13 protein-coding genes and 2 tRNA genes are annotated in these 13245 nt (G+C 72.5%); 14 read left to right on the top strand and 1 reads right to left on the bottom strand.

Translation table 11 applies throughout. The features are described from left to right. Positions 1 to 47 precede the first annotated feature (47 nt). Positions 48 to 1196 carry a M48 family metallopeptidase gene (locus tag R4Z62_RS10385; RefSeq protein WP_389597976.1) on the bottom strand — a complete coding sequence of 383 codons (1149 nt, stop codon included), beginning with the start codon at positions 1194 to 1196 and terminating at the stop codon, positions 48 to 50. A gap of 99 nt (positions 1197 to 1295) precedes the next feature. Here R4Z62_RS10385 and R4Z62_RS10380 point away from each other — a divergent pair, with 99 nt between their 5' ends. The 14 genes from R4Z62_RS10380 to R4Z62_RS10315 all read left to right on the top strand — a co-directional run bounded on the left by R4Z62_RS10380 (position 1296) and on the right by R4Z62_RS10315 (position 13077). Then, entirely contained in the window at positions 1296 to 1460 is a 165-nt protein-coding gene (locus R4Z62_RS10380) for a hypothetical protein (protein ID WP_018570793.1), read from the top strand. A gap of 181 nt (positions 1461 to 1641) precedes the next feature. Further along, on the top strand, positions 1642 to 1797 hold the full coding sequence (locus R4Z62_RS10375; RefSeq protein WP_173860829.1) for a hypothetical protein: 156 nt from the start codon (positions 1642 to 1644) through the stop codon (positions 1795 to 1797). A gap of 43 nt (positions 1798 to 1840) precedes the next feature. Continuing rightward, entirely contained in the window at positions 1841 to 2515 is a 675-nt protein-coding gene (gene nadD / locus R4Z62_RS10370; protein WP_064533119.1) for a nicotinate-nucleotide adenylyltransferase, read from the top strand. A 16-nt stretch (positions 2516 to 2531) separates the two neighbouring features. After that, on the top strand, positions 2532 to 4415 hold the full coding sequence (locus tag R4Z62_RS10365; RefSeq protein WP_491519642.1) for an LCP family protein: 1884 nt from the start codon (positions 2532 to 2534) through the stop codon (positions 4413 to 4415). Positions 4416 to 4491: 76 nt separating this feature from the next. Then, positions 4492 to 4938 carry a ribosome silencing factor gene (gene rsfS, locus R4Z62_RS10360; protein ID WP_064533117.1) on the top strand — a complete coding sequence of 149 codons (447 nt, stop codon included), beginning with the start codon at positions 4492 to 4494 and terminating at the stop codon, positions 4936 to 4938. Further along, on the top strand, positions 4929 to 5606 hold the full coding sequence (locus R4Z62_RS10355) for a histidine phosphatase family protein (RefSeq protein WP_064533116.1): 678 nt from the start codon (positions 4929 to 4931) through the stop codon (positions 5604 to 5606). Before rsfS ends, R4Z62_RS10355 begins: the two co-directional genes overlap by 10 nt. 105 nt (positions 5607 to 5711) lie before the next feature. Then, positions 5712 to 5784: transfer RNA gene (locus tag R4Z62_RS10350), tRNA-Ala, on the top strand. 208 nt (positions 5785 to 5992) lie between these two features. Beyond that, positions 5993 to 6172, top strand: coding sequence for a hypothetical protein (locus R4Z62_RS10345; protein ID WP_018570787.1), 180 nt, complete (start codon positions 5993 to 5995; stop codon positions 6170 to 6172). Between the two features lie 3 nt (positions 6173 to 6175). Further along, complete coding sequence (locus R4Z62_RS10340; RefSeq protein WP_006136074.1) at positions 6176 to 6409, top strand: hypothetical protein; 234 nt, start codon at positions 6176 to 6178, stop codon at positions 6407 to 6409. A gap of 160 nt (positions 6410 to 6569) precedes the next feature. Then, positions 6570 to 6642 (top strand) — tRNA-Ala (locus R4Z62_RS10335). A 375-nt stretch (positions 6643 to 7017) separates the two neighbouring features. After that, on the top strand, positions 7018 to 9897 hold the full coding sequence (leuS, locus tag R4Z62_RS10330; RefSeq protein WP_491519641.1) for a leucine--tRNA ligase: 2880 nt from the start codon (positions 7018 to 7020) through the stop codon (positions 9895 to 9897). Positions 9898 to 10025: 128 nt separating this feature from the next. Continuing rightward, entirely contained in the window at positions 10026 to 10796 is a 771-nt protein-coding gene (locus R4Z62_RS10325) for a hypothetical protein (RefSeq protein ID WP_064533114.1), read from the top strand. A gap of 119 nt (positions 10797 to 10915) precedes the next feature. Next, positions 10916 to 11761, top strand: coding sequence for a DegV family protein (locus R4Z62_RS10320; protein ID WP_491519640.1), 846 nt, complete (start codon positions 10916 to 10918; stop codon positions 11759 to 11761). Between the two features lie 95 nt (positions 11762 to 11856). Continuing rightward, positions 11857 to 13077: a ComEA family DNA-binding protein gene (locus R4Z62_RS10315; RefSeq protein ID WP_491519639.1), complete on the top strand. Its 1221-nt coding sequence runs from the start codon at positions 11857 to 11859 to the stop codon at positions 13075 to 13077. Positions 13078 to 13245: the final 168 nt, after the last annotated feature.

Raw genomic sequence — 13245 nt, 5'->3', positions numbered from 1 at the left:
CCGGGCCCCGCCCGAGCCGCCCGCGGCGCCCCCGCGCGGGGGAGGGCTCAGTCCTCCTCGCGGGCCGCCCCACCGGCGGGCGGTTCGTCCCCGCCGCCCTTCGTACCCTTCGTACCCTCGGCGCCCTCGGGGGCGTCCTTGCGCGGCCCCGAGCCGCCGGTGAACCCGCTGAATCCGCGTCGCACCTTCTCGCCGAGGTCGCCCGCGCCGCCCGCCAGATCGGTCACCAGCTTCATCAGCGGGTCCTTGGAGTTCTTCACATGGCCCGCGTAGTGCGCGGCCGACTCGCGGAAGGAGTCGGTGACGGAGGTGTCCTTGTCCTCCTCGCGGCGCGGATAGTGGCCGTCCACGATCCGCTGGTAGTCGCGCGACTCGGCCCATTTCTTCAGCTCGGCCGCCCGCACGGTGGTGAAGGGGTGGGTGCGCGGCAGGACGTTCAGGATCTTCAGGACCGAGTCGCGCAGGTCGCCCGCCGACTCGTACTCCTCGGCCTGGCGCAGGAAGGCGTCCACGTTCATCTCGTGCAGGTGGTTGCCGCCCGCGATCTTCATCAGCCCGCGCATGGAGGCCCGCAGGTCCTGCCCGACCAGCAGCCCCGCCCGGTCCGCCGACAGCTCCGACTTGCGGAACCACTCGCGCAGCGCCGTCACGATGGCCATGATCGCTATGTTGCCCAGCGGGATCCACGCCACCCGCACCGCCAGGCTGGTCAGGAACAGCAGGATCGTGCGGTACACCGCGTGACCGGACAGGGCGTGGCCCACCTCGTGGCCGACGACCGCCCGCATCTCCTCCTCGTCGAGCAGCTCGACCAGACCCGTGGTCACCACGATGATCGGCTCGTCCAGGCCGATGCACATCGCGTTGGGCTGCGGGTCCTGGTTGACGTACATCGGCGGGACCTTGTCCAGGTCCAGGATGTAGCAGGCGTCGCGCAGCATGTCGTGCAGGTGTGAGAACTGCTCGTCCGAGACGCGTACCGAGTCGGACAGGAAGAGCAGCCGCAGGCTGCGCTCGGGCAGCAGGCCGCTGAGGGCCTTGAACACCGTGTCGAAACCGCTCAGCTTGCGCAGCGCGACCAGCGCGGAGCGGTCAGCCGGATGCTCATAGGCACGCGAGGAGATCCCCGGGAAGCGCGCGCGGCGCCGGCCCGGCACCTGCTCGCGCCCGTCGTGCTGGTGGCCGTCGTCGGACATGTCATCCCCCATGCGTCGGTGTCGCCCCATGTGCCCCCGAGGCGGGAGCCAGCCTAGGCGGAGATACCGTGGCGGGCAGTACACCGAAGGAGTCCCGCCATGGAGCACCATCCTCTGGCCGTGCGGCTGGTCGAGGCCGCGAACACCACCTCCCAGCACCAGGGATCGGGCTATCTGCTCAAGGTCGTCCTGGTCGTGATGGTCCTGGGCTGTGCGCTCACCGGCTGGTTCCTGCTGCGCGGCTACAAACGCAACGACGACTGACCCCGCCGGAAGGTTCCCGGCCCGTCCGCCGCCAGGTGCGGAGCACGGCCCGGCGCGCGCCCGCGCACCACCGCGGGGTCCCCCGCGCACAACGGTGGAGTCGGGGTGGGGCACGGGAAGCCGGGCGCTTACGATGGGCGCACATCTTTATCCCGCCCACACCCGGATAGGTCTGCCGAAGATGAGCATCCCCAGCACCGCTGCCCAGTTGGCCACCCTCGCCGAGGCCGAGGGCGGCCACCACGACAGCCTCAACCCCGCGGTGACGGGCGGGGCCGCCTTCATCATCCTGCTGCTCCTGCTGTGGGTCACCACCCGCTTCAACCGCGACCGCTGAGCCCGGCGGGAGCACTCGGGCCGGGCCGGTAGGGTCTGCACGCATGGGAGAGCAGGACACGCCTACCGGTCCGGTGAGCGACACGGTGAAGCACCTCGGGTACGGCCCCGGCAGCGGCCCCTCGTTCACGGGCAAGCGGCGCCTCGGCGTCATGGGCGGCACGTTCGACCCGATCCACCACGGGCACCTCGTGGCGGCCAGCGAGGTCGCCGCGCAGTTCGAGCTGGACGAGGTGGTGTTCGTCCCCACCGGGCAGCCCTGGCAGAAGTCCCACCGCAAGGTCTCCGCGGCCGAGGACCGCTATCTGATGACGGTCATCGCGACCGCCGAGAACCCGCAGTTCTCCGTCAGCCGCATCGACATCGACCGCGGCGGCGCCACGTACACCGTGGACACCCTGCGCGATCTGCGCGCCCTCAACCCCGACACGGACCTGTTCTTCATCACGGGTGCCGACGCGCTCGGCCAGATCCTCACCTGGCGCGACTCGGAGGAGCTGTTCTCCCTGGCGCACTTCATCGGCGTCACCCGCCCCGGCCACAGCCTCACCGACCCCGGTCTGCCCGAGGGCGGTGTCTCCCTGGTCGAGGTCCCCGCGCTGGCCATCTCCTCCACGGACTGCCGGGCGAGAGTCGCCAAGGGAGACCCCATCTGGTACATGGTGCCGGACGGAGTCGTGCGCTACATCGCCAAGCGCGAGCTGTACCGCGGCGAGTGAGCCGAGAGGGGCACCGGTGAACGACCGATACGACGCTGGGTACGAGAGCGAGGGCTACGAGCTCGTCGGCTACGACGAGTACGGCCGTCCCATGTACCGGCAGGTCCCCGTCCAGCAGACTCCCCAGCAGACGTACGACGCCTACGGCAGACAGGGACAGGGGCAGGGCTACGGCTACGACCCGTACGCGGCGGACGGCGGGCGGTCCGCGGCCCCGCCCGCCTACGGCGGCGCCCAGGACACCGGCGCCCAGCAGCCCGTCCCGGCCCCCGGCGACCCGTACCAGGCGTATCACCAGCAGTCGTACGAGCCGTACGAGCCGTACCCGCACCAGACCGGGCAGCAGCCCTACGACGCGCACCAGGGCGGCGGCTACGGTTCCGGCGTCCAGACGGACCCGTACGCGCCCTACGACCCGAGCGGCGGTGGCCACGACCCGTACGGCCGGGCCCCGGGCACCGGGCAGCAGCCCCGTACCGCCGCGCAGCCGCCCCGCGTCCCGCACCAGGCGGGCCCCCCGGCGGACGGCCCGGCGCAGGACGGCCCGGACGCCGCCGGCGGCGCCGGGCACACGGGCGGCCCGGACCGCACCGGCGGCCCGGGGGATGACGACGCGCCGGACTACCGCACCGAGCAGTTCGCGTTCGTCGAGGAGCCCAGCGACGACTCCGAGGACGTCATCGACTGGCTCAAGTTCACCGAGAACCGCACCGAGCGCCGCGAGGAGGCCCGCCGCCGCGCCAGGAGCCGCCTCGTCGCGCTGGCCGTGGTGCTGGCACTGGTCGCGGCCGGCGGCGTCGGCTACCTCTGGTACGCCGGGAAGCTCCCCGGTCTCTCGTCGTCCGGCGGCGGGACCGGCACCGCCGCCGCGGCGGGCGCCCAGAAGCGCGACGTGATCGTCGTCCACCTGCACGACACCGCGGGGGGCGGCACCACCACCGCGCTGCTCGTCGACAACACCACCACCAAGCAGGGCACCACCGTCCTGCTGCCCAACACCCTCGCCCTGGCCTCCGACGACGGCAGCGCCACCACCCTGGCCAAGTCGGTCAAGGACGACGGCTCGGCGGGGACCCGCGACCAGCTCGACACCGTGCTCGGCACCAGCATCCAGGGCACCTGGCGCCTGGACACGCCCTACCTCCAGAACCTCGTCGACCTGGTCGGCGGCATCGAGGCCGACATCGATGCCGACGTGCCCGACCGGGACGCGAAGAAGAAGGGCACCACGCTGCTCGTCCACAAGGGCACGGGCCAGACCCTCAGCGGCCGGATGGCCGTCGCCTACGCCACCTACCTCGGACCGGGGGAGGACCAGAACGCCCAGCTCAAGCGGTTCGGGCAGGTGATGCAGGGCGTGCTGCGCAAGATCTCCTCCGATCCGCAGGCGGCCACCGTCACCGTGCAGACGCTGGCGCAGATCCTCGATCCCTCGCTCACCGACCAGGACCTCGGCACCTTCCTGGCCAAGCTCTCCGAGCTGGCCAAGGGCGGGGACTGCAGGACCGCGCTGCTGCCCGTGCAGAGCGACGGCAGGCTGACCGCGCGGACCAGCGACAGCGTGGTCAAGGACATCCTGGGCGGCACCGCGAAGAGCCCCGGCCAGGGCTCGGCGGTACGGGTCTCGGTGCAGAACGCCTCCGGCACCAAGGGCGACACCGACAAGGCGCGCGTCACCCTCCTCAACGGCGGCTTCACCTTCCTGGACGGGGGCACGGCGTCCGCGGTCCGCCCGGCGTCGGAGGTCGGCTACGCCGACGACGCCCACAAGGACGACGCCACCGAGGCCGCCAAGACGCTGGGCCTGCCCGCGAGCGCCGTGAAGAAGGGGTCGGTCGGCGCGAACGCCGACGTCTCGGTCGTCCTCGGCCAGGACTACAAGCCCGGCTCCGCCCGGTGATCCCGTAATGACGCAGGGGCTGTCGGCGGTCCGTGAGACCCTTGGTGTCAAGTGACCGCCGACGGAAAGCCCTGTAGTGACCGCGACCGACCGTTCCATCGAGCTCATCACCACCGCCGCCCAGGCGGCCGCCGACAAGCTCGCGCACGACATCATCGCCTACGACGTCAGTGACGTCCTGTCGATCACCGACGCCTTCCTGCTGGCGTCCGCGCCCAACGACCGCCAGGTCAAGTCGATCGTCGACGAGATCGAGGAGCGGCTCCAGAAGGAACTGGGCGCCAAGCCGGTCCGCCGTGAGGGCGACCGCGAGGCCCGCTGGATCCTGCTCGACTACGTCGACATCGTCGTCCATGTCCAGCACAGCGAGGAGCGCGTCTTCTACGCCCTGGAGCGGCTGTGGAAGGACTGCCCCGAGCTGGAGCTGCCCGAGGAGGCGAAGGCGACCCGCGGCAAGGCGGCGGAGCACGCCAGGCTCCAGGCCGCCGAGGAGCCGGCGCAGCCGGACGGTGAGTGGCGGTGAGCGGCGCCGCTGAGGCGGCCGTCCGGCCGCCCGGCCGGGGCCGCCGCGTCATCCTCTGGCGGCACGGCCAGACCTCGTGGAACGTGGAGCGCCGCTTCCAGGGCTCCACGGACGTCGAGCTGACCGAGGCCGGCGTCGGCCAGGCCCGCCGGGCCGCCCGTCTGCTGGCCTCCCTCGGCCCGGACGCGATCGTCTCCTCCGACCTGAAGCGGGCCGCGCGCACCGCCGACGAGCTGGCCGCCCTCACCGGTCTTGAGGTCGCCCGCGACGAGGGTCTGCGCGAGACCTACGCGGGCGTGTGGCAGGGGCTCACGCACGAGGAGATCATCGCCCGGTACGGCGAGGAGTACGCCGCGTGGAAGCGCGGCGAGCCGGTGCGCCGGGGCGGGGGCGAACTGGAGAGCGAGGTCGCCGACCGCGCCGCCCCCGTGGTGCTGCGGCACGCGGACAAGCTGCCCGAGGACGGCACGCTGGTGGTGGTCAGCCACGGCGGCACCATCCGTACGACCATCGGGCGTCTGCTCGGCCTGGAGGCCCGTCACTGGGAGAGCCTGGGCGGGCTGTCCAACTGCTGCTGGTCGGTGCTGGGCGAGGGCGCCCGCGGCTGGCGCCTGCTGGAGCACAACGCCGGCACGCTCCCGGAACCGGTCCTCGGCGACGACACCTGAGCCCGCCCCGGGGCGGCCGTCCCCCGCGGGGACCCGGATTTCACTTTCCGGCAGGTCGCAGGCTAAAGTTCTTCTTGTTCGCCCCGCAGCGCGGGGAGCGAACGAGGGGCTATAGCTCAGTTGGTAGAGCGCCTGCATGGCATGCAGGAGGTCAGGAGTTCAATTCTCCTTAGCTCCACTGATCGGTCCTCCGCGAGGAGAGCCAGAGATCGGTGAAGAGAATCCCGTCCCGCAAGGGGCGGGATTCTCTGCTTTGCGCCCCCTCCTGCCCCGGATCGGCCGGGGTCCGGGGACGTACACCTCTGCTACCTCTGCGAAGAGGCCCGGTGGCCGTGGCAGAATCAAACGGCCGGAAGGGGGCGCGGCCCGACTGGGAGGGAGTGGCGATGCCTGCGAGCATCCTCGAGGAGGGCGGACACCTCCTCGGTGCGGCGTCGATACGCGCCACCGCCACCGCCACCCGCCTGGTCTGCCCCTCCTGCGGTTCCCTCCATGTCGCCCAGGTCCTCGGCGACAACGGCGGGGTCTCGTACGTGTGCACGGCCTGCGGCCACAGCTGGAGCTGATCGATGGGTGCCCACAGGCGTAAGTGCGACTGGTGCGGCAGCGGTACGCCGATCGTCCGTGACATGGAGCCGATCAACCCCGACTACCAGTACTGGTGCGAGGAGTGCGCGCGGGCGCTGATCATAAAAGGCGACCCGATCGAGACGTACCGCGAGCTGGAGGGCGAACCGATCTACGGGCGGCTCCTGGAGGAGCACTGCACGCTGAAGCGGTTCTACTCGTTCGTCACGGCATGATGATCCGACCGGTCGACCGGTCGACCGACCGACCGATCCGACTGGTCAAATTGGTCGCTATCGGTCATCTCGGGCGAAGCGGAAACGGATTTGGTGAAGCACCCCCTGGACCGTGTAATGTTGGCGTCGCCGCCAGGGAAACCGGGCGGAAGCAGGACAAGGGGCTATAGCTCAGTTGGTAGAGCGCCTGCATGGCATGCAGGAGGTCAGGAGTTCAATTCTCCTTAGCTCCACAGGGATCGAAGGCGGGTCGTCCGGACGGGCGGCCCGCCTTCGGTATATCCCTGCGGGTGCTTCTGCCGGCGCCCCTGTTGGTGCTCCCTGCGGGTGGCTCCGGCCCCCGCCACCGTGCCCCCCCCGCCACCGTGTCCCCCCGGCGGCCCTCGCCCGGTCGTCCACAAGCCTGTCGCGGGCCGCTCGACGGCTGCGGTACCCTGACGCCATGCGTGCCGTACGCCTTCTGCTTAGCGAGCCGCGCTGATCACTCCCGACCGCCGGGCCAATCGGTGGGTCGGCATCGGCGCGGCGTCCCCTCCTGTGCGAGGGGATTTTTCATTTCCGGAAAGTCGCAGCCGCGGGCAGAGACGATCGATGGAGCTTTGAGGATCATGAGCGAGACGAACCCCGCAGCCACCGCCGGCCCGGCGGAGACTGCGCCGCACCGCTACACGGCCGCCGTGGCGGCCGACATCGAGGCACGCTGGCAGGACTTCTGGGACGCCGAGGGCACCTACGCCGCGCCGAACCCCACCGGCGACCTGGCCGGGGACCCGGAGCTGGCCGCCCGCCCCAAGAAGTTCATCATGGACATGTTCCCGTACCCCTCCGGTGCGGGCCTGCACGTCGGCCACCCCCTGGGGTACATCGCCACCGACGTCTACGCCCGGTTCCAGCGGATGAGCGGCCACAACGTGCTGCACACCCTGGGCTTCGACGCCTTCGGCCTGCCCGCCGAGCAGTACGCCGTGCAGACCGGTACGCACCCGCGCGTGTCCACCGAGGCCAACATGGAGAACATGAAGGCCCAGCTGCGCCGGCTGGGCCTGGGCCACGACAAGCGCCGGTCGTTCGCGACGATCGATCCGGAGTACTACAAGTGGACCCAGTGGATCTTCCTGCAGATCTTCAACTCCTGGTACGACGACGAGGCGCGGCAGGCCCGCCCGATCGCCGAGCTGGTCGCGCGCTTCGAGTCCGGTGAGCGCCCGGTACCCGGGCACACGCGCGCGTGGAGCGAGCTGACCGCCGCCGAGCGCGCCGACGTCCTGGGCGGCTTCCGCCTGGCCTACGCCTCCGACGCGCCCGTCAACTGGTGCCCCGGCCTGGGCACCGTGCTGGCCAACGAGGAGGTCACCGCCGACGGCCGCTCCGAGCGCGGCAACTTCCCCGTCTTCAAGGCCAAGCTGCGCCAGTGGAACATGCGCATCACCGCCTACGCCGACCGGCTGCTGGACGACCTAGAGGAGCTGGACTGGCCCGAGGCCATCAAGCTCCAGCAGCGCAACTGGATCGGCCGCTCGGAGGGCGCCCGCGTCGACTTCCCGATCGACGGCGAGCGCATCACCGTCTTCACCACCCGCCCCGACACCCTGTTCGGCGCCACCTACATGGTGCTGGCCCCCGAGCACCCGCTGGTCGAGAAGTTCACCCCGGCCGCCTGGCCCGAGGGCACCCACGAGGTGTGGACCGGCGGCCACGCCACGCCCGCCGAGGCCGTCGCCGCCTACCGCGCGCAGGCCGCCGCCAAGTCCGACGTGGAGCGCCAGGCCGAGGCCAAGGACAAGACCGGCGTCTTCATCGGCGCGTACGCCACGAACCCGGTCAACGGCGAGCGGGTGCCGGTGTTCATCGCGGACTACGTCCTGATGGGCTACGGCACCGGCGCGATCATGGCCGTCCCGGCGGGCGACCAGCGCGACTTCGAGTTCGCGCGCGCCTTCGAGCTGCCGATCCACTGCGTGGTCGAGCCCACCGACGGCCGCGGCACCGACACCGCCACGTGGGAGGACGCCTTCGGCTCCCACGACGCGAGGATCATCAACTCCGCCAACGACGAGATCTCCCTGGAAGGCCTGGGCGTCGCCGAGGCCAAGGCGCGCATCACCGAGTGGCTGGAGCGCACCGGCACCGGCGAGGGCACCGTCAACTTCCGCCTGCGCGACTGGCTGTTCAGCCGCCAGCGCTACTGGGGCGAGCCCTTCCCGATCGTCTACGACGAGGACGGCATCGCGCACCCGCTGCCCGAGTCGATGCTGCCGCTGGAGCTGCCCGAGGTCGAGGACTACAGCCCGCGCACCTTCGACCCGGACGACGCCGACACCCAGCCCGAGACGCCGCTGTCGCGCAACGAGGACTGGGTCAACGTCACCCTGGACCTGGGCGACGGCCCGAAGAAGTACCGCCGCGAGACCAACACCATGCCCAACTGGGCCGGTTCCTGCTGGTACGAGTTCCGCTACCTGGACCCGCACAACGACCGCGCGCTGGTCGACCCGGAGATCGAGCGCTACTGGATGGGCCCGCGCGAGGGCATGCCGCACGGCGGCGTCGACCTGTACGTCGGCGGTGCCGAACACGCCGTGCTGCACCTGCTGTACGCGCGCTTCTGGTCCAAGGTCCTCTTCGACCTGGGGTACGTCTCCTCCGCCGAGCCGTTCCACAAGCTGTTCAACCAGGGCATGATCCAGGCGTTCGTCTACCGCGACAGCCGCGGCATCGCGGTGCCGGCCGCCGAGGTGGAGGAGCGCGACGGCGCGTACTACCACGCGGGCGAGAAGGTCTCCCGGCTGCTGGGCAAGATGGGCAAGTCCCTGAAGAACGCGGTCACCCCGGACGAGATCTGCGCCGAGTACGGCGCCGACACCCTGCGCCTGTACGAGATGGCGATGGGCCCGCTGGACGTCTCCCGGCCGTGGGACACGCGCGCGGTGGTCGGCCAGTACCGGCTGCTCCAGCGGCTGTGGCGCAACATCGTCGACGAGACCACCGGTGAGGTCACCGTCTCCGCCGCCGAGCCCGACGAGGAGACGCTGCGGGCTCTGCACAAGGCGATCGACGGTGTGCGCCAGGACCTGGAGCATCTGCGCTTCAACACCGCCATCGCCAAGATCACCGAGCTGAACAACCACCTGACGAAGACGGGCGGTCCGCTCTCCCGCGCGGTGGCCGAACCGCTGGTGCTGATGGTGGCGCCGCTGGCCCCGCACATCGCCGAGGAGCTGTGGCACCGGCTGGGCCACAGCGACTCGGTCGTCCACCGCGACTTCCCCGTCGCCGACCCGGCCTACGTCGTGGACGAGACCGTGACCTGCGTCGTCCAGATCAAGGGCAAGGTCAAGGCCCGCCTGGAGGTGCCGCCGGCCATCTCCGAGGACGAGCTGGAGAAGGTGGCGCTCGCCGACGAGAAGGTCGTGGCGGCGCTGGCCGGCGCGGGCATCCGCAAGGTGATCGTCCGCGCGCCGAAGCTGGTGAACATCGTGACCGCGTGATCCGCGGCGCGGCCTCGGGGTAGTCCCCTACGGGCAGGTTCGGGGTTTTCATGGAACCCCGGACCTGCCCGCTGCGTTTACCGTGGAGGGGCGGCGCTCAGCGCGCCGCCGAGCCGAGGAGGAGCATCGTGGAAGCAGTCATCGCGGTCTTCGCCGTGCTCTTCCTGCTCTGCCTGGGCGTGGGCGCCTACGCCACGGTCAAGGCGGTCGGCGCCGCCAAGCGCGGCGTGGACCGCACGATCCACCAGGCACGCCGCGCGGTGGAGGACCAGACCCTGCGCGCCAAGTCCTTCGCCCAGCCGGGCCCGGCCGGCGAGCTGGCCCAGCTCCGGCTCGCCCTGCGCACCTCCATGCGCGCCACCCAGGACGCCCTGTACGCGGGCGCCACCGAGGACGAGTCCCTCAAGGAGTCCGTCGCCCTGTTCGAACGCCTCAGCGTCCACGGGCGCGAACTGGACCACGAACTCAAGCGGCTGGAGAGCGAGCCGAACCGGGCGACGCTCGCCGAGCGGCTGCCGTCCCTGGCCGAGCGGACCCGGCGCGTCACGGATTCGGCCGACGCCCTGCGCTGGGCCGCCCACGACCGCGCCCGCCGCTTCGCCGACGACGACCTGGACGTGCTGAGCGACCAGATCGGCGTGGAGGCCGACGCCCTGCGCCACTGGACCAGCACCGGCGGCGCCCACGGCAGCGGCGTCGGCGCCGCCGGTGCGGGGACCGCACGCCCGGACGAGGGCGCCTTCCGGCCGTCCCCCGCCGAGGAAGCCACCCGGCCGGCCCCGGACCGGGAGCGGGACCGGGGCCCGGACCGCGGAGGGGACCGTCCCGCCCTCACGGAGCCGGTGCGCCGCCCTACCTACTCCTGGCAGAAGAAGCCCCGCCCCGAGAGCACCACCTGAGCCGCCGAGCCCGCCGAATCCCGCTGCGCCCCGCCCGCCGCACCTGTTCCGGCCACCCGCGCACCCGGTCAGAGGGGCTGGACTGCCACCCGGACGCTACGGCAGGTAACCTCCAGCTCATGTCCCGCCATGTCGCGATCGTCACCGATTCAACGGCCTACCTGCCGCAGCGGACGATGGAGCGTCACGGCATCACCGCGGTCCCGCTGACCGTGGTCCTCGGCGACCGGGCCATGGAGGAGGGCACCGAGATCTCGACCCGCTCCCTCGCCCAGGCCCTCCAGAAGCGGCGCTCCGTCACCACCTCGCGCCCCAGCCCCGAGCGCTTCGCCGAGACCTACCGCCGGCTCGCCGAGTCCGGCGCGACCGGCATCGTCTCCCTGCATCTGTCGGCGGAGCTGTCGGGCACCCATGACGCCGCCGTGCTCGCCGCCCGCGAGGCGCCGGTACCGGTCCGCGTCGTGGACACCGGGATGGTCGCGATGGCCCTCGGTTTCTGCGCCGTGGCCGCCGCCGAGACCGCGGAGGCCGGCGGCACGGTGGACGAGGCGGTCGCGGCCGCCGAGAAGCGCGCCGCGGGCACCTCCGCGCACTTCTACGTCGACACGCTCGACTATCTGCGCCGGGGCGGACGCATCGGCACCGCACAGGCCCTGCTCGGCTCCGCGCTCGCCGTGAAACCCCTGCTGCAACTCCAGGACGGCCGGATCGAGCTGCTGGAGAAGGTACGGACCGCCTCCCGGGCCATCGCCCGCCTGGAGGAGATCGCGACCGAGCGCGCGAACGGCGAGGGCATCGACATCGCCGTCCACCATCTCGCCGCCCCCGACCGGGCCGCGGCGCTCGCCGACCGGCTGCGGGCCCGGGTGCCGGGCCTCGCCGACCTGCATGTGAGCGAGGTCGGCGCGGTGATCGGCGCGCACACCGGGCCGGGGCTGCTGGGGGTCGTGGTCTCCCCGCGCTGACCCGTGTGGGGGACGCGGTTGTCCACAACCGGCGGGTAGTCCCCGGAAATCGAGCAAGATCACCGCGAAGTGACGGGCTGTCCGATGCTGACGCCATGGCACTTCGACCGCATCCACGCCCCGCGACGGCGACCAGCGGCCCGGGTCGCGCCCCCGGCTCGGACAGCCGCACCCATGGCCGTCGCCACCGCCCCGTTCCCACCCGTTCCGGCCCCCGCCGCCATCAGGCCCCGGCCGAGGACCTGCGCCGCCGCGCCGAGGCCCTGTTCGCCGCTTCCCCCGCCCGCGCGGAGCAGGCGGGGGAAGCGGAGGAATCGGGGAGCGGGCCTCCGGGCGGCGACGATCCCGGGGCTGTGCGCGACAGCGCCTCCCGGTCCACGTACTGGGTGCCGCCGGGCGCGCCACGGGCCAGGCCGGTCCCGCCCACGGCGCCCTCGGTCCCGCCCCCGGCGTCCCCGGCTCAGCCGACCGCGTCCGTGATGTCTTCGGCGGTGCCTGCGGACACCGCCCCTGGTACGGCTGCCGCGACCGGCTCCGCGGAGGAGGCGGCACGGACCCGGCGGAGCCCGGCAACCCTCGCCCTCGCCCTGCGCGAGCGACTGCCGCTGTGGCTCCAGGCGCGGTGCGGGGTCGAGCGCAGGCATGCGATCGCGCTGACGGTGGTGCTCGTCGCCGCCGCTGTCCTCGCCGCGCAGCACTTCTGGACCGGCCGCACCCGGTCCGTCGCGGCACCCGAGGTGGTCCGGGCGGCAGCGTCCCGGCCGGGCCGCGCCGCCGACGACGACCGGAGCGCCGCGCCGGACTTCCCGGTGGCGTCGGACGCCTCGGCCGCCGCGGCGCCGGAAGCCGCTGCCCCGGCCGGGGCCCGCCAGATCATGGTGGACGTGAGCGGCAAGGTCCGGCACCCCGGCGTCCACCGCCTCCCGGCCGGCTCACGGGTCACCGACGCGCTCCGGGCGGCCGGCGGCGCACGGCCCGGGACCGACCTCGACGGACTCAACCAGGCAAGGTTCCTCGTGGACGGCGAGCAACTGGTCGTCGGCGGACCGCCACCGGCCACCGGACCGGGGACGGCCGCGGGCGCGGGCGCGGGGACCGCCCCGGGCGCCGCCGGGGCACCGGCGGGTCCGGTCTCCCTCAACACCGCCACCGCCGACCAGTTGGAGACACTGCCCGGTGTCGGCCCGGTACTGGCCCAGCACATCGTCGACTACCGCAGCCGGCACGGCGGCTTCCGCTCGGTGCAGGAACTGCGCCAGGTCACCGGCATCGGTGACCGCCGCTTCGCCGACCTGCGCGGCCTGGTGACGGAATGAACCCGCCCGCGACCTCCCGGCCCCCCGAAACCCGGCCCCCCGGAACCCGGCCCGCCACCCGCGCTCCCGGTATCCGGCCCGCGGCCACCCGCGTCCCCGGCCCGCCACCGGGCCCGACGGCGGCCCCGGGGACCTCGCGCACCGACACCGCCCCCCGCCCCCGCTCCC

The organism is Streptomyces sp. PL-25 (genome assembly GCF_058344915.1).
This window is presented reverse-complemented; position numbering and strand designations above follow the sequence as displayed.

Excerpts from the sequence above, each read along its gene's own strand:
- R4Z62_RS10385 (WP_389597976.1), bottom strand. The coding sequence starts at position 1,196 with ATGTCCGACGACGGCCACCAGCACGACGGGCGCGAGCAGGTGCCGGGC.
- R4Z62_RS10380 (WP_018570793.1), top strand. The coding sequence starts at position 1,296 with ATGGAGCACCATCCTCTGGCCGTGCGGCTGGTCGAGGCCGCGAACACC.
- R4Z62_RS10375 (WP_173860829.1), top strand. The coding sequence starts at position 1,642 with ATGAGCATCCCCAGCACCGCTGCCCAGTTGGCCACCCTCGCCGAGGCC.
- nadD (WP_064533119.1), top strand. The coding sequence starts at position 1,841 with ATGGGAGAGCAGGACACGCCTACCGGTCCGGTGAGCGACACGGTGAAG.
- R4Z62_RS10345 (WP_018570787.1), top strand. The coding sequence starts at position 5,993 with ATGCCTGCGAGCATCCTCGAGGAGGGCGGACACCTCCTCGGTGCGGCG.
- R4Z62_RS10340 (WP_006136074.1), top strand. The coding sequence starts at position 6,176 with ATGGGTGCCCACAGGCGTAAGTGCGACTGGTGCGGCAGCGGTACGCCG.
- leuS (WP_491519641.1), top strand. The coding sequence starts at position 7,018 with ATGAGCGAGACGAACCCCGCAGCCACCGCCGGCCCGGCGGAGACTGCG.
- R4Z62_RS10320 (WP_491519640.1), top strand. The coding sequence starts at position 10,916 with ATGTCCCGCCATGTCGCGATCGTCACCGATTCAACGGCCTACCTGCCG.
- R4Z62_RS10315 (WP_491519639.1), top strand. The coding sequence starts at position 11,857 with ATGGCACTTCGACCGCATCCACGCCCCGCGACGGCGACCAGCGGCCCG.